We start from the raw sequence: 16,561 nt of genomic DNA, 5'->3' as shown, positions 1-16,561 counted from the left end.
TCCTTTTATGTTTGGTGGCGATAGCGAAGAGGTCACACCCGTTCCCATTCCGAACACGGCAGTTAAGCTCTTCAGCGCCGATGGTAGTTGGGGGTTTCCCCCTGTGAGAGTAGGACGCCGCCAAGCCATTTAAAAAGATCAGCCATCTGGCTGGTCTTTTTTTGAGGTCGTTATCTTTCAGTACTTATTATTTAAACCTGTTAAAGACCCTAAAGAAAGTTATATGCAGGATAAATGGTAGGACATACTATTAATGCATCTGAATTTCTACAGCTAACTGTCTTATCCATATCAGTTTAAGACAAAGGGATAGAATTCTTCGTTTCTGTAGGGATATATGTTAAACTTAACATAGTTCTGAAACTGTCATTGGGGGAATAGCCGATGGATACCTCTGCTAAAGATGAAATGATTTTTTCGTTTGCTGAATGGTTGAGAGACCAAGGCAAATCAGATAATACGATCAAAACGTATACTGGTGTCCTTTCACAGTTTTGTGACCAGACACAAAAGATATTGATGGAAATCCATTCTGAAGATGTTCAGGGTTATCTTGATTATTTAGAAAATTGCAAGAAAAGCTCAGGGACAATCGAAAAACACTATATCGCATTAAATGTCTTCTTTAAATTTTTAGGCAAACCGCAAGTGATGCTTTCTGTTGAACGTAAAGTTAAGGAGCACAAGCTTGAGGTACCTGAAACTTTAAGCCTCAATGAGCAGCAGATACTGTTAAGAGATATAGAAGCAGAAGGAAATCTAAGGAACATTGCCATCGTCTACCTTTTGTTACATACTGGAATTCGAGTCTCCGAATTATGTGACTTAAATGGCCGTGACGTCATCATGGAAACAGAGCGGAATTATATACTTGTCCGGAACGCAAAAGGTGATATCGACAGATCCGTACCCCTTACGAAATCGGCAATTCAACATGTACAAAATTATCTTTTTTCTTTAAAAGAAAAAGCAGATCCGTTATTCATCTCAAGCTATAATCAAAGGATCACTCCGAGGTCAGTTCAATATATATTGAAAAAATACAATGTGCATCCGCATAAACTGCGACATACTTTTTGTCAAAGGTTAGTGGATAATGGAATAGATATACAAACGATATCCAAGCTTGCCGGTCATAAAGATTTAAACGTAACAAAGCGTTATCTAAAAGAAAAATCGCTGGATCTGGCAAATGCGATAGATCAAACTTTCACAAAACACTAACATTAAAAGGGGAAGCGAGATCTTTCCTTTTTTCGTTTAAACAAACAGATTTCCTTGGAAATGACGAATAGGACGTTTTGTCTTAAGGAGTGGGACAATAGTTCAGTCAAAAGGGCCGAACATATTGATTCATTGTTGAATCAAAAAAGAGGGGATTCCTGATATAAGGAATCCCCTCTTCTCTTTCTTCGTTACTTACCTGTTTTTTTCTTCTTTTTACCTATTTTCATTATAACTTCATATACTACCGGCACTATTACAAGTGTTAGCAATGTAGAACTCACAAGTCCGCCGATAACGGTAATTCCCAAACCTTGTGATATTAATCCACTGCCTTCCGCACCGATTGCTAGAGGTATTAAAGCGCCGATTGTGGCAAGGGCAGTCATCAGGATAGGGCGTAGACGGGTGGATCCTGCCTCGAGTAAAGATTCCCTGGTAGATAGCCCGGATTCTTCATTCTTGATAACACGGTCCACTAATACGATGGCATTGGTCACGACGATACCAATTAGCATCAGGACACCCATCATAGCCGAAACGCTGATGGTCTCACCTGCAATGAATAGCCCTGCCAATGCCCCGATTACCGTAAAGGGTAAGGAGAAGAGAATGGCTATTGGTGCTAAACCACCATGGAAAGTAACCACCAGGACAAAGTATACGATAGCCACGGCCGCTAACATAGCGATACCGAGTTGAGTGAATGATTCTTGGATATCTTCCGTCACTCCGCCGTAGTCTATAGATACGCTTGCAGGATGGTCTAATTTATCAACTTCCTTCTGTATCTCAGCCGTCACGGCGGCCACATCATCCGATTTGATTGTTGCAGACACGTCGGCATAAATTTTTCCATCGCGGCGGCTGATTGTATCGGAAGCTTTGCCTTCTTCGATTTTCACAAGCTCTTTCAATGGGATTTCCATTCCCATTGGAGAAGAAATTTTCGTATTCTCTAGATCTTTTTTGTCTTCGAATGTCGTTTCTTTTGTCTCGACATATACTTTGACTTCTTCTCCATCTTTCTTGATGGCAGTTAAAGCATCATCCTTATTCGTATTGGCAATGGACATGCCAATTTGTGCAGCTGTCAGTCCAAGGGCACTTAGCCTTTCTTGGTCTGCCACTAGAGTGTATTGCTCATAAGCATCGGAAAGACTTGTATCAACATCTTTTAAATCTTTATTTTTCTTCATGATATTTTGAATATCATCAATTACCGGTTCAATATCTTTTTGTGTATTTCCGTAAACAAATAGAGTGGTTTCGTTGCTTGATGTTGATGTGAAATCTTGTTGTTTCCATGTTCCAGGTGAATCAAGTTCAGTTAATTCTTTTATGACGGTTTCCTTTTTGTCCCCGAAATTTTCGGTGTCTTCGTCATAGAGTACATAGAAGAGAGCCGAATTACTCGAGCCGCCCATCATGCCGCCGCCCATCATGCTTTCACCAAGTGTGTATTGAACGGTCTTCACATCGTCTTTATCCATGAAGTATTTTTCCACTTTTTCTGTTTGCTTTTCAATATCCTCTTTTAACTCTCCAGGTGAGGGAGTGTAAGTGACGATGATCGTTTTTTCTTCATCTGCAGGCATGAAGCTGACACCGATGCTTGGTATTAGGAATAAGCTGCCAACTAATAATACAATGGCTGTACCGAAAGTGATTAGCTTATGGTTTAACGACCAAACCAGTGATCTTCGATAGAATGCCGATAGTTTGCTTGGTTTTTCTTCATGTGATTTTAATTCTTTTTTAGATAGTCCCTTTTTAAATAAAGTGTCTGCCATTGCGGGAACAAGTGTGATGGCGATTATTAATGAAGCGACTAACGCAAACACCATTGTTAAGGCAAATGGCATGAATAGTTCTCCGACAGGTCCTGTAACGCTTGCTAAAGGCAGGTATACGGCTACAGTAACGATTGTCGATGAAAGGATGGGGATGAACATTTCCTTAGTGGCAGATCGTATTAATTCGCCGCCTTTTAATTGTTCGCCTTTTAAAGCCATTCTTCTATAAATATTTTCTATGACGACAATGGAGTCATCGACGACTCGGCCGATCGCAACGGTCATGGCCCCAAGTGTCATGACATTCAATGAAATATCCATTTGTTTGAGCACCAAAAGGGCTGCTAACAGGGATAATGGAATCGAAATGACGGAAATGAGAGTCGTTTTAAAGTTCCTAAGGAACAGCATGATAACAATGACGGCAAACAGACAGCCGAAGAGTGCCTTGCTGATCATGGTTTCAACGGAATCTTTAATCGGTTTAGCTTGATCGAGAGTAGTGTGTACACTTACCCCATTAAATTCTTCTTTGAAATTCGATGCTTCTTCATTTACTTCGTCGACGATTGCAACTGTATCGGCATCAGGCGATCTTGTAACCTGGATTCCAATCGATTCACTACCGTTTGTTCTTGAAATCGATTCAGCCTTACCGGTGATATTAACATCGGCAATGTCTGATAATTTCACATTTTGCAGTTGGGCAGGATCTGTTGCCATTTCAGGAGATAATTGATTGGTTTCCTGTCCAGTTTGTGCTTGAGCTCCTGGTTGCGGGGCGCCAGTTAAAGGTATCTTTATATTTTTCAGGTCCTTTAATGTGGAAATGTTTCCATCCACAACAATCGTTTTCTCTTTATCATCAAAGTTATATATGCCAAGCGGCATACTGACGTTTGCGGCCTGGATAACCTTCTTTACGGTTTCTTCATCAAGCCCGTATTGAGCCATCTTGTCCTGGTCGAATACAAGGCTGCCTTCATTTACTTGCTGTCCTGATATGGATACGGATGTCACGCCGTCAATTCCCTCAAGTTTAGGAACTAACACCTCTTCGACATTTTTTGTAAGAGCTGGTAAATCAGAAGCCTTATCTGTTACACTGAGTGCGACGACAGGAAAAGCGTTTAATTCTAATTTAGATACGCTCGGGTCATCTACTCCCTCTGGCAGTTCCAATTTCTCTAAAGCTTCTTTCACTTCTTTTACTGCATCGTCCATATCCGTATCATAATCATATTGTAATTGGATGGAAGAGGCATTGGCCATGGACGAAGAACTGACCAATTCGACTCCTGGTAAATTTGTTACTTTTAGCTCAATCTGGTCTGTGAGCTTATCTGCTACTTCTTCAGGTGCAGCTCCAGGATAAACAGTGGAGATGCTTATTAAAGGAGTGGAGATGCTTGGTATAGTTTCTTGTTTCATGTTTAAACCGGAGTATAAACCAGCTGCAACGATGATGATGGTAAGCAACCAGATTGCCAATTTATTCTTTAATGAAAATTTAATTATTGAATTCAAGCTTGTACCCTCCATACATAAAATTGTGACTAGTCGGTCACAAGCTCAAATATATAGTATATGAATTATGATTGCAACAGATAATATCCGGTAGTGCTAACGTTGTGATTTCAAGGGTTTTGGGATACAATTTGGAAGATGTGACCCATTGGTCACCAATGGACAATTTTAAGAGATAGGATGAATTTGATGAAAGAAAAAAATAAGATGATAATAGATAAGTCTGTAGAGCTTTTCGCAGAGAAAGGCTATCATGCAACTTCGGTTCAGGAAATTGTTGAAAAATGCGGGATAGCAAAAGGGTCCTTTTATAATTATTTTAAATCGAAGGAGGAATTACTAGTCTCCATTTTTAAATTTTATTATGAAGCGTTGACAGACTCATTACTTGATCTTGAACTGGATGCTTCATTGTCCAGTAAAGACAAATTCATGAGGCAGATCACCGTTCACATTGAGCATATGACGGGAAATACCAACTTGATTCAAATGATGATGCAGGAACAAATGGTTCATATTAGCAAGGAACTAGATGGATTTTTACATTATATCCATGAAGAGGGCTTGATTTGGTTCAAGCGTAAAATCATTGAATTATACCCGGGACTTTCATCTGATCTTCTGCCAGATTGCACCATTATTTTAGATTCGCTTTTCAAAGGATATATCGGAATATTGATCAGGAAACAAAATGCTTTCGATGTGGAATTGTTACCTAGCTTCATATTGAACCGGATGGATTCCATTGTCGCAAGTCTGGAAAACATGGAAGATCCATTATTGAAACAATTTCCCCTACCAGGTTGCTCGATGCGGGAAATGAGCCCAAAAGAAGAAATCCATTCTATTATCGCCAGGATGCTGGAAGTGGAAACACGTAAAGAAGAGGGAATAGAAACACGAAAAAATACGGAAGCTTTAAAGGCGCTCCAGGAGGAATTTTCGAAAGTTAGGCCAAGCTCCATCATCTTGGAAAGCCTTTTGTTATTTTTGGAAAAAAATGAAAAAAGGAGTCCCTTGTGTTCAAAGCTTATCTTATTGATGAAGGATTATTTGCTGTATATATGAAGGCGTTACTGAAAGGGGCGAATAGCCTCTTTTTCATTTAAATTTTTAATGAGTGTCAAAAATGGAGGTTTAGGAAAAAGTAATGGGAAGAATACAATTCATTTCAATAATATGGGGGTTAGAATCATGCGATGGAAAAAGGGAATGCTGATTTATAATAAAAATGCAGGGAATGATAAGCTCGAAAGGAATCTTGAGGGTTGTCTTCCGGTATTAGCTCCACATATTGATGAGTTTCTCATTCTACAAACCAAGCAAAAAGGCGATGCATGCCGGTATTGTTTGGAATATGGTGAAGAAATGGATGTAGTTTTCGTATTGGGAGGAGATGGAACGGTACATGAGTGTGTAAATGGCCTTTCACCCCTTCAGAGACGGCCGTTGTTTGGGATTTTACCTGGAGGGACTTGCAATGACTTCTCAAGGACATTAAAGATTCCTCAAAATGTTCGTCAAGCTGCGGAAGCACTAGTAAATGGCAAGGTTCGTCCAATTGATATTGGTAAGTCCAATAACGATTATTTTTCCAATTTCTGGGGTGTTGGACTTATTTCAGATGCTTCAAACAATATTGATGAGCAGGAAAAAAACAGGTTCGGAAAGATAGGATATTTATTAAGCGCTGTAAGGACGATTGGTGAGAATGCTCCCTTTCCCTATAATCTAGAATATGATGGGAATTTCATTGAAGGGGAAGCCGTTATGATTTTGGTCTTGAATGGTTGTTTTATCGGCACTAATTTATTGCCCTTTCCCAAGATTAGTCCAGACGATGGGCTCTTTGGCGTTGCCATCTTGGAAAATGCAAACCTTGGTGCATTTTTGGAAATAATAGCGATGAAACGTTCATGGACTCAAAATATGAGTCCTGACTCTGGGGTGACTTATTTACAAGCAGGTACCTTGACTATTGAATCCAAGAGGCCGCTTGATGTGGATATGGATGGAGAGAACTATAGGCAAACTCCTTCGCGCATTAAAGTCCTTGCCCGCCATTTGTCAGTATTAACACCAAATTAGTGTGGGGATTCCATTTAAAGGGAAAGGTTTATGTGTTTTTTTTGTATATTCATCCCTTATTTCTGCAATTGTTTCCAAAATAGGATAAAATGTATGATGATATATCATTTTTTGCAGGAGGACCAATTATGGTGTACCAGGTCGGATTGTTAAAGGGCATTTTAGAGCCTTATCGGTGTCGTTATCAGCTGCAAAATGCAGAGGCAGTCACAAAGGTTGGATTGAAATTAATAGTTTTATATTTTCTTAGTCTAATAGTATTCGCCGTTGAAGGATATTTTGGCATTGGTTCAGAATCATTCTCCAAAGAAATCACGAAGATGAGCGCCAATGAATTCGAAGCAGCAAAGTTGCTGATTTTGAGCGGCAATATAATAACAGGAATAATCGCCCCTTCCATATACATATTTTTAGCAGCTCTATTCTTTTGGATCGTTACTGATATCCCGTATATAAAATTAGTTATCGTTCAAATGATTCTATTTGGCTTGCAATTAGTGGAAAAAACATTAGTGATTCCCTTTTTCGTTTTAATGGATTTAGGCAGCGATGCCAATCCTTTTTCATTGGGGATCATCAGTCAATATTTTCTCAGAAGTGATTATTTCATTCGCTTTTTCAGCGAAATTACCATTTTTCAATTTCTTATTATTGCTCTGCAATATTTTTATTTAAAGGAATTTACAGAACGTAATAATTATTTGGTCCTTTTAATGATTGTTCTATTCTATTTGGCTACATGGTTTGTTAAAGCCTTTTTAGGATACATCCAAGTAGGCGTATTTGTATAAAGCGGGTGAAATGAATGAGCGGTAAATGGAAAATAGCGGCGGTATCCATTGCGTCGATAGTGTTAATAACCGTTAACTTATACCTTATTGAAAAAAAAGAAAGCAAAGTGGAACGGACAGTTTTCGTTGAAAACTGGACTAAGGTAAAAAAAGATACAATTACGGATACTATTCAAACAAATGGGGTAATTAAACCAGTAGAAGAGTATGATATCTACTTTGATGCCAAGAATAATGATTTTAAGAAATTCCTTGTAAAAGAAGGCGATGCGATTACGGCTGGCTCCTCGTTGTTTGAGTACGCGACGACCGAACTTGATGCGCTGAAAGCGAATTTGGAAGCGGAGAAAACGGCCGTTGAGGGGGAAATTGCAGGGATTGAGGAATACATAGGGAAGTTGAGGTCTTATCAGGGGACCGTGACCAGTGAATCTGAAGCGGCAATTGCTGAATCGGTGGATAAAAACTTGAATATTGATATAACGACAAGCTCTTCAGACCTTATTAAAAGTAACATTGAGCAAGAAATGTACAAGCAGGAACTAGAAAAAAACAGGTTGGATGAAAAAGTGAAAATGCTTGATGCTAAATTAAGTTCTATTGAGGAGCAGTCCAGTGCGATTGTGACGACGAGCGAGGCTGATGGTGTCGTTAAAAACATCAATGAAAACCTGAATAATCCCATTATATCCATTGTTTCGACAAATATGGCAATTGAAGGGGATTTCTCCGAAGAGGAAATGAAAAAGGCTGAAGTGGGCATGACTATAAAAGCAAGTTCCTCTGATTCAAAAAAGGCATTGAAGGGGAAGATAGGCCGTATCCATTCCTATCCCGCTGAAGAGCCAACATTAAAAAAAGATAACAGATTTCCATTTCAGGCATTAATCGAACCAAAAGGCGAAGAAACGGAACCTTTGTTGGTGGGATCGAAAGTGAATCTTACTGTAATAACCAATGAGAAAGCCGGTGTACCCTCCATTCCGATAGAGGCGGTACAATACCAGAAGCAGCCTTATATTTACAAGTTGACTAATAAAGGCCATGTGGATAAACATTACATTACAAAAGGTCTTAAGGCTGAAGGGAAGCAAGAAATCATAAAGGGACCGTCTGTAGGTGACGTCATCCTCCTGAAGCCGAATGTGGCAGTGAAGAACCATTCTTATTTTATTACCCCGATTCAATTTGAAAAAGTGAAAGCTGGAACTTATAAAAAATTCACCTCTAGGGAAAAAGTAAGATATCTGTTACTTGGCATTCTGGAAAAATAACCGCTTTTTTCACAAGAGAGGTGATGTTAAAGCATTTATTAATTATATCAATATAACTTAAGTGATTTAAATATCGGGAAGCGTAATTATAAATACAATAGCTATTAATACAGAATATTCAGACATATTGAAAGACTTTTTCTAGAACGGATGCGAATAAATATTTACAGATTATCATTTTTAGTATAATATTTTATTATAAGTTAACTCGCTTAATCTTATTCCAAGAACGGGGGACCCATTTTTGTGGATTTTATCCGCTAGGGGTGAATTCAGAAATGAAAGGGCTTTTTGTGTTTCCAATCCTAACCCGACAGCTAACCTCGTCAGCGTCTTCAAGGGAACATGTGTGAATATTCACGCCTATAAGAAATCGACACATGAAGTGTCTTTTTTTTCGGCGTAAAGACAGAGTTTTTCAAAAAAAGAAAAATTACTTTCTTTTATTAGTATCTTGTTTCCCTTACCGAGACAAAAATGTTTTTGCATCAAAGACTTTATGGAAGGTGAGGAAAGTAAATGAAGAAATTCAAATTAAGTTTAGCTAGCCAAATTTTCATTGGTTTAATTTTAGGGATTATCGTTGGTGCCATTTTTTATGGTAATGAGACGGCCCAAAACTTTTTACAGCCATTCGGGGACATTTTCCTACGAATGATCAAAATGATTGTAGTTCCGATCATCGTTTCAAGCCTTATCGTTGCAGTTGCTGGTGTAGGTGATTTGAAAGCGGTAGGTAAACTAGGTGCTAAATCATTATCATACTTTGTTGTCGTAACTATGATAGCGATTGCTGTTGGTTTAATTTCAGCGAATATCATCCAGCCTGGTGCTGGTGTGAATATGAATAACCTGGAACAAACTGATATCTCCACATATGTTGATACAGCAGAAACTAAGCAGCATGAATCGTTCGTAGATACACTTGTACACATCGTGCCATCCAATCCAGTTAAAGCCATGGTAGAAGGCGATATGCTAGCGATCATTTTCTTCTCCGTGTTGTTTGGACTAAGTATTGCGGCCATCGGTGAAAAGGGTAAACCAGTATTCCGTTTCTTCCAAGGTGTAGCTGATGGAATGTTCTACCTAACCAACATGGTCATGAAATTCGCTCCTATCGGTGTATTTGCACTAATCGGTGTGACGATCTCCAAGTTCGGTTTGGAATCTTTAATTCCGCTAGGAAAGTTAGCGCTTTCTGTATACGGAACAATGATTTTCTTTGTAATAGTCATTCTTGGTCTTATTGCGAAATTTGTCGGATTCAATATCTTTACGTTGATTAAACTTCTAAAAGAAGAATTGATTCTTGCTTTCTCTACTGCAAGTTCAGAAGCGGTTCTTCCGAAAATCATGGAAAAAATGGAGAAAGCGGGATGTCCGAAACATATTGCTACATTTGTTATTCCGACTGGATACTCCTTTAACCTTGATGGTTCTACATTATACCAAGCATTAGCAGCTATCTTCATCGCTCAAATGTATGGAATCGATTTAAGCGCGTATGAGCAAATTACGCTAATGCTAGTGTTAATGATCACGTCCAAAGGGATTGCCGGTGTACCGGGTGTATCTTTCGTAGTTCTTTTAGCGACATTGGGAACTGTCGGTATTCCTATTGAAGGTCTAGCATTTATTGCCGGTATCGACCGTATTCTTGATATGGGACGTACAGTAGTAAACGTTATCGGTAATTCACTTGCAGCAATCGTCATCTCTAAATGGGAAGGTCAATTCAACCCTCCTTCCAAAAAAGAACTAGAACAAGTTTCTTAATACAAAAAATCCAGAGTGAAATGTCACTCTGGATTTTTTTTTTGAATGAAAAAGCGCTTTCTTATTTTTTTCTCGATGACTGTAAACTCTGTTTCCTTCAGATACTCAAGCACTTCAAGGTGAATTGTTTTATGGAGGAAAATACCTTCTTGACTCGTCTTCCCGGATGTCAAAATACCCCCAAATTCATAAAGCCTTTCATCTTGTTTACATTTCCTCTCGGCCCAGAAGGTCATCTGTTGTGAAACGAAACTACCTTCAGGCTTTAAAAATACGGTTGAATTGTTTTCAAGCTAATGTCGGGCGCTGGGGAAGCATCAGCAAACAGGGAAGTGGCCCCCTGAAATGAGTGAATGAATGATGAAACCTTTCATGATCCATTCTTCCAATTCTGTATTTTTTCCTTTGGTTAATATGGATTTTGTTTCATGTTATTTACACGATGCAGATTAATATTGGGGTTATATAACTTACGTGAAACTCCAAAAGTTTGATAAAATAACATTATTGATTGAGAGCTCGGAGGGGGTCAGGTTATGAAGAATGATAGCAATGATATCTTATACATGTATATGCAGGCTTCCGAACGGTTTGTCCTTTTTAATGGACTCAATTTTCGTGAATTCGTCAATTCGCTTCCGTATACATTGAATTCGATCTTATTATTGAAACATCAATTCGATGGTGGGGAATACAATTTGAATGTCCTGCTTGAGAGCGCTTCATCTGAAGCTATTGCGAAGCTCGTTAAAGAAAATGTCCGGGCATATGGAGATTTCTGTTGGATCGATTTTGAAGAAGCGGAAGGGTTGGATGAATTGGATGGAAGGGAATTAGCGGAACTTTTATATTTAGGACACGCTAAAACCCATCTCGATCCCCCGTTTTTCCGTAAATTGAATAACCAATTTGTTTACCTTGCCCAGGATGATGGCTGGTTCAATAAAATTTATTTTCGTTCTCTTTCGACATATTATATGATGTTAGGAAGTCTGATTCCGCTAAAGCTGGAGCCATTAAAAGTAGAGAGGACGTGGCTTGGAATCAGAAAGAAAAAAGAGCTGACGGCGATTCCTGCAGAAATCATTGCTTCCTTGGCTCATATTCTGGCAGAGGGGCTCGTTTTTTCCATTCGGGATGTTAAGTATACTAGAACGAAGATTGAGATACCGGCATGGGTCGTAGGGGATTATTTAAACATGGATGAGATGCATGATTCCTTTTCGGATAGAGATATTAAGGAGCCCGATGCCTTTATTATCTTCAATCGAAAAGAGAAGATTTGGGAAAGTGTTATTAAAAATACACCACCCTCCTAATTTTTGTTTGAAGTCCTTGAACTTTTTAGGTGTAAGACTTACCGTCTCATGCATAAAAGATAAGAGAGGGAAACATAGAGGTGTCCACAGGATGTGGCGGTTTTATCCTGTGCTCTGCAAAATAGTAATCACTGGAAAAGCCTCAATGATGGAAGTTTCGCTTTACCCCGCATTAACAGTCTGTAAGGAAGCCTGATGATAAATGTAATGAAAAAGAAATGTGGTGAGCCAACAGCCTGTAAATGCCCGATTGCAACGCACAGGATGTGCTAGCACAGGAGTTGCCACAGGATGTGGCGGTTTTATCCTGTGTTCTGCAAAATAGTAATCACTGGAAAAGCCTCAATGATGGAAGTTTCGCTTACCCCGCATTAACAGTCTGTAAGGAAGCCTGATGATAAATGTAATGAAAAAGAAATGTGGTGAGCTAACAGCCTGTAAATGCCCGATTGCGACGCACAGGATGTGCTAGCACAGGGGTTGCCACAGGATGTGGCGGTTTTATCCTGTGTTCTGCAAAATAGTAATCTTTGGAAAAGCCTCAATGATGGAAGTTTCGCTTTATCCGTTTTAGTGTAAAGTGATACAATGAACATGGTTAAAAGAATATTGGAGGGTAATAACTCATGAAAACTAAACTTGGTTTGCTTTATGGTGGAAAATCTGCGGAGCACGAGGTTTCTATGCAGACGGCTTTAGCGGTCATTAAAGCTCTCGATTTAGCAAAGTTTGATATATATCCGATTTACATAACAAAAGATGGTTCATGGATTAATGGACCAATGTTAACAGGTCCTGCCGAGAACGTGGAGGCATTGACATTTTCACCGGAAAAATCGAGCTCGCCTCTTGCCTTGCAAGCACATTCAACTGATGAAAATAGTGAATCAACAGGGTATGACGTAATTTTCCCATTACTTCACGGACCGAATGGAGAAGATGGAACCGTACAAGGGATGCTGGAACTGTTGAACCTTCCTTATGTAGGAAATGGCGTTTTAGCTTCTTCAGCAGGAATGGATAAGGTCATCATGAAAAACATTTTTGCCCAGGCGGGACTTCCTCAAGTGAAATACACTTGGTTCATTCGTTCTGAATGGGAGAAGAATACTGAAAGTGCCATCAAAAAGGTAGCGGATGAATTGGGGTACCCTTGTTTTGTCAAACCTGCCAATTTAGGTTCAAGTGTCGGTATCAGCAAATGTAATGATGCTGATGAACTGGAAAAAGCGGTAGCGGAAGCTTTTCAATTCGATCGGAAGGTCATCATTGAAGAAGGGGTCGTTGCTCGTGAACTCGAGTTTGGCATTCTTGGTAATGATGAACCGTCTTGTTCAGTGGCAGGCGAAATCATCCCTAAGAAAGATTTTGCCTTCTATGATTATTCAGCAAAATATGTAGATGGCAATTCAGCTATGGTCATTCCAGCGGAGATAACGGAAAGCGAGTATGCGGCTTTATCCGAAATGGCCATTACTGCCTTTAAGTCATTGGACTGCTCTGGATTGGTTCGGGCAGATTTCTTCTTGACGGATGAGGGGCAAATCTATATTAATGAAGTGAATACAATGCCTGGGTTTACTCCTTTCAGCATGTTTCCGCTATTGTGGAAGCACACAGGTGTCGACTATCCAGCGTTAATTGAAACGCTCGTGAAACTTGCCCTGGAACGTCATCAGGAAAAACAACAAATCAAATATACAGTTTGATCATGCAGGTAAAGTATCAGTAAACCCCACAATCCATCAAGGCTTGATTTGATGGTTTCCAATCAGCAGGAACCGGTGCGATTTAAACTGGTTTCTGCTTCATTTGGTTAACGGAGAGCGATTAACGGTTCGATGAATGTAGGAGGAACAAAATGATAAAGAGAACGTTAAAACAAGTACATGAAATGGCAGAGGGATTGAATGATATCAGTCCATTCCAGTCCAAAGGAATTAATGGGGTTACCATCGATTCAAGAACGGTTAAGGAAGGATGTTTGTTCATTCCGCTTAAGGGTGAGCAGGTTGACGGCCATCAGTATGTCAAGCAGGCTTTAGCGCAAGGGGCTGCAGCTTCTTTTTGGCAAAGGGATGTTCCGAATCCTCCTGATGATTTACCGATAATCATTGTTGAAAACACTGAGAAAGCACTTCAGCAATTGGCGCGTTCTTACCGCCAGGAGTTGAATATAAAAGTCATTGGGATAACAGGGAGCAATGGTAAGACCACTACGAAAGATATGACCGCTGCGCTGCTGGCCACCACCTATAAGGTTCATAAAACAAATGGAAACTTCAATAATCATTTAGGTTTGCCGCTAACGGTGCTTTCTATGGCAGAGGATACTGAAGCGGCAGTTTTGGAAATGGGGATGAGCAGCCGCGGTGAAATCGAGTTCTTATCCAAAATGGCAAAGCCTGATGTGGCGATCATTACCAATATCGGTGAATCACACTTATTGGATTTAGGATCACGCGAGGAAATCGCAAATGCGAAGTTGGAAATTGTCGAAGGTTTGTCGAAAGATGGAACGCTGGTATATCATGGTGATGAACCATTGCTTCGCAACCGGATCAAAAAGGATTTTCCTGATTTAAACGTAATATCTTTTGGACGTACTGAACAAAATGATTTATATCCACAGGCCATTAGCCAAGGGGCAGACAGTACCACATTTACAATCGCAAGCGGTGATAAGGAGATCAGTTATGAGATACCTGTGTTAGGTCATCATAATGTTCTTAATGCGTTGGCGGCCATCTTGGTTGCTAAAGAATTCAATGTGGATGATTCGGCGATCCGTAAAGGCCTATCGACCATTCAGTTAACTAATATGAGGATGGAATTGGTTGAAGGCGCAAAAGGGCAGAAAATCATCAATGATGCATATAATGCCAGTCCAACTTCAGTCAAGGCAGCAGTGGAGCTGGTTGAGGGCTTATCTGGATTCGAGAATAAGATCCTTGTATTGGGGGATATGTTGGAGTTAGGGCCGCAGGAAAAAGACTTTCATACGAAAATTGGTGAATTGATTTCCAATGAACGGATTGATAGGATCTTTACATATGGTCCTTTAGCCGAGTTTATTGCCAAGGGAGCGAGCAAGTCTTTTTCATCGGAGCAAGTTCGCCCTTTTCAAGATAAGCAGGAGCTTATAGAGGAACTTAAGTCGTCCACAAAGGAAAATGACATCATACTTGTTAAAGCTTCCAGGGGCATGAAGCTGGAGGAAGTCGTTCAAGCTCTACAAAAATAAAAAACATAGGAAAGGCCGTTTCTTTTTTGAAACGGCCTTTTTATTGTGTTTAAAACAGTGTCCCGGCTATAATGCAGATGTCATCGTTAATCACTGAATGCCTCATCCTTGAGATTAATAGCTCCTGAAGAAGGTCATTTGTATCGAGATGGACATTTTCAATGAATTCCCTCTCGATATTGTCAGATCGGTCAATCGCGGAAGGTGTGGGCGTTTTAGACAGTCCGTCTGTATAGATGATGAAACGGCTTCCTGGGTCATAATGAAAGACTATTTTTTTTATGGGCAATTCGGGGATCAGTCCGCTTGGGGTGGCCCCTTCGTTTAAATTGAGAATTTGATTGGTGCATGGGGAATACAAAAAGGCTGAAGGAAGTCCGTAGTTCACATATTCGATGAGTCGATCCTTTGTATTCACGTATGCGATGAAGGCTGTAATGCGAGCGTGTTTTTTGTTTTCCCGATTAACTCCTTGAAATAGGTCCCGAATATGTTTGCCCAGTTCCTCTGTTATGTAAATGGGGTCTTTGACCCGTTTGATAAGGTCGGGCATCAAAGTCCTTATGGACATGTTTATAAGTGCTGTGTGGATGCCTTTTCCAAATACATCGATCATGATAAAGCCGTATATCCTGTCATCAACCTCCGCCCAGTAAAATAAATCCCCAGAAAGCTCGCTTGAAGGCTGAAAAAGGCCTTTGACCTCTATATCTTCATTATTGATCGACAAAGGTAACCTTGAAAGTTGAATGCCCTTTGCAATTCGCAGGCTCCTTGCTGATTTTTGGTGTAACTTTTCAAGCTCTTGCCCCTTCATTTTTGCCGAAAACAATTGCATGCTGATGTTTTTGAGTGACTTTAATTTAATCCGGACTTCTACTGAATCGGCAGGGACTGCCATGGTTTCATAAAAGGTCTTTTCCGGTAAGGCCTGAGGGGGCTCCATTCCCATAGCGCGTTTATAAATGAATAAGATAGGGATTTCGTGAGATTCAGCTAAGGCGAATAAAGAAGTTTGCTGCCAAGAATCTTTTGATATGTGTAAAGGCAAAATAAATAATGATTTCATTAAGTCCGATGAATCTTCGAATAGATGACTTTGATTAAGTGGATCCTCCAAAAAAGTGACTTTCTTGTTCATTTTCTTTAAGATTCGACCAAAATCCTTACATAAAGGAACATCTATTGTGAATATGTTCATATAACCCCCCATTGATTTGTTGATAGGTCAATCATACTGCATTTAGACTTATTTACTATAATTTTCACATAAAAAGATGTAATTTTCGAAAAATAATGATCCCATATACCTGAATTTCATTCGTGATAAGCTCTTTCCTCCAACGGGGGTAATCGTGGAAGGGTGTTTTCATTAGATTTAATCCTTCCTGAAAAATGTTTGTTGAAACTATTTGATTTAAACTCATATCATATATAAATGGATGTTCGTTTTGAAAAACATTTAACTGGTTACAGTAAGGAGACAAGAGGCCAGAATGCTCTCATCCCAAACCATGAT

General features: G+C 39.6%; 11 protein-coding genes, 1 rRNA gene and 1 riboswitch. Of the genes, 10 read left to right on the top strand and 2 right to left on the bottom strand.

From position 1 onward, the window contains the following. Window positions 1–10: 10 nt before the first annotated feature. Window positions 11–126: ribosomal RNA gene (gene rrf / locus J7I90_RS24500) — 5S ribosomal RNA — on the top strand. A gap of 258 nt (window positions 127–384) precedes the next feature. Continuing rightward, complete coding sequence (locus tag J7I90_RS24495; protein ID WP_214774213.1) at window positions 385–1,224, top strand: tyrosine-type recombinase/integrase; 840 nt, start codon at window positions 385–387, stop codon at window positions 1,222–1,224. Window positions 1,225–1,415: 191 nt separating this feature from the next. On the opposite strand, the gene J7I90_RS24490 is transcribed toward J7I90_RS24495, so the two are convergent. Then, window positions 1,416–4,547, bottom strand: coding sequence for an efflux RND transporter permease subunit (locus J7I90_RS24490; RefSeq protein ID WP_214774210.1), 3,132 nt, complete (start codon window positions 4,545–4,547; stop codon window positions 1,416–1,418). A 189-nt stretch (window positions 4,548–4,736) separates the two neighbouring features. Between J7I90_RS24490 and J7I90_RS24485 the strand changes: the two genes are divergently transcribed. From J7I90_RS24485 to J7I90_RS24450, 8 genes are all read left to right on the top strand, one after another. Beyond that, the gene (locus J7I90_RS24485; RefSeq protein WP_214774208.1) at window positions 4,737–5,615 is read left to right on the top strand and encodes a TetR/AcrR family transcriptional regulator; all 879 of its coding nucleotides are present in this window, start codon (window positions 4,737–4,739) and stop codon (window positions 5,613–5,615) included. Window positions 5,616–5,741: 126 nt separating this feature from the next. After that, window positions 5,742–6,635, top strand: coding sequence for a YegS/Rv2252/BmrU family lipid kinase (locus tag J7I90_RS24480; RefSeq protein WP_214774206.1), 894 nt, complete (start codon window positions 5,742–5,744; stop codon window positions 6,633–6,635). Between the two features lie 128 nt (window positions 6,636–6,763). Continuing rightward, window positions 6,764–7,426, top strand: a complete 663-nt coding sequence (locus J7I90_RS24475; RefSeq protein WP_214774204.1) for a hypothetical protein — start codon at window positions 6,764–6,766, stop codon at window positions 7,424–7,426. A gap of 14 nt (window positions 7,427–7,440) precedes the next feature. Then, on the top strand, window positions 7,441–8,700 hold the full coding sequence (locus tag J7I90_RS24470; RefSeq protein ID WP_214774202.1) for an efflux RND transporter periplasmic adaptor subunit: 1,260 nt from the start codon (window positions 7,441–7,443) through the stop codon (window positions 8,698–8,700). A 199-nt stretch (window positions 8,701–8,899) separates the two neighbouring features. Further along, window positions 8,900–9,047, top strand: a riboswitch (cyclic di-AMP (ydaO/yuaA leader). 172 nt (window positions 9,048–9,219) lie between these two features. After that, a complete protein-coding gene (locus J7I90_RS24465) occupies window positions 9,220–10,479 on the top strand; it encodes a cation:dicarboxylate symporter family transporter (protein WP_214774200.1) in 1,260 nt (419 codons plus the stop codon). 536 nt (window positions 10,480–11,015) lie between these two features. After that, complete coding sequence (locus tag J7I90_RS24460) at window positions 11,016–11,798, top strand: hypothetical protein (protein ID WP_214774199.1); 783 nt, start codon at window positions 11,016–11,018, stop codon at window positions 11,796–11,798. Between the two features lie 626 nt (window positions 11,799–12,424). Further along, window positions 12,425–13,507, top strand: coding sequence for a D-alanine--D-alanine ligase (locus tag J7I90_RS24455; protein ID WP_214774197.1), 1,083 nt, complete (start codon window positions 12,425–12,427; stop codon window positions 13,505–13,507). 152 nt (window positions 13,508–13,659) lie between these two features. Beyond that, on the top strand, window positions 13,660–15,042 hold the full coding sequence (locus tag J7I90_RS24450; protein ID WP_214774195.1) for a UDP-N-acetylmuramoyl-tripeptide--D-alanyl-D-alanine ligase: 1,383 nt from the start codon (window positions 13,660–13,662) through the stop codon (window positions 15,040–15,042). A 49-nt stretch (window positions 15,043–15,091) separates the two neighbouring features. Here J7I90_RS24450 and J7I90_RS24445 read toward each other — a convergent pair whose 3' ends face one another. Continuing rightward, on the bottom strand, window positions 15,092–16,243 hold the full coding sequence (locus J7I90_RS24445) for a PP2C family protein-serine/threonine phosphatase (RefSeq protein WP_214774193.1): 1,152 nt from the start codon (window positions 16,241–16,243) through the stop codon (window positions 15,092–15,094). Between the last annotated feature and the right edge of the window lie 318 nt (window positions 16,244–16,561).

Source organism: Bacillus sp. ISL-57 (assembly GCF_018613135.1).
In the GTDB taxonomy this organism is placed as follows: Bacteria; Bacillota; Bacilli; order Bacillales; family DSM-1321; genus Peribacillus; species Peribacillus frigoritolerans.
The sequence above is the reverse complement of the archived record's forward strand: the minus strand, read 5'-3'. Positions and strand labels throughout refer to the sequence as shown.

Bases quoted from the DNA above. Each gene is read 5' to 3' on its own strand.
- J7I90_RS24495 (WP_214774213.1), top strand. From the start codon at position 385: ATGGATACCTCTGCTAAAGATGAAATGATTTTTTCGTTTGCTGAATGG.
- J7I90_RS24485 (WP_214774208.1), top strand. From the start codon at position 4,737: ATGAAAGAAAAAAATAAGATGATAATAGATAAGTCTGTAGAGCTTTTC.
- J7I90_RS24480 (WP_214774206.1), top strand. From the start codon at position 5,742: ATGCGATGGAAAAAGGGAATGCTGATTTATAATAAAAATGCAGGGAAT.
- J7I90_RS24475 (WP_214774204.1), top strand. From the start codon at position 6,764: ATGGTGTACCAGGTCGGATTGTTAAAGGGCATTTTAGAGCCTTATCGG.
- J7I90_RS24470 (WP_214774202.1), top strand. From the start codon at position 7,441: ATGAGCGGTAAATGGAAAATAGCGGCGGTATCCATTGCGTCGATAGTG.
- J7I90_RS24465 (WP_214774200.1), top strand. From the start codon at position 9,220: ATGAAGAAATTCAAATTAAGTTTAGCTAGCCAAATTTTCATTGGTTTA.
- J7I90_RS24460 (WP_214774199.1), top strand. From the start codon at position 11,016: ATGAAGAATGATAGCAATGATATCTTATACATGTATATGCAGGCTTCC.
- J7I90_RS24455 (WP_214774197.1), top strand. From the start codon at position 12,425: ATGAAAACTAAACTTGGTTTGCTTTATGGTGGAAAATCTGCGGAGCAC.
- J7I90_RS24450 (WP_214774195.1), top strand. From the start codon at position 13,660: ATGATAAAGAGAACGTTAAAACAAGTACATGAAATGGCAGAGGGATTG.
- J7I90_RS24445 (WP_214774193.1), bottom strand. From the start codon at position 16,243: ATGAACATATTCACAATAGATGTTCCTTTATGTAAGGATTTTGGTCGA.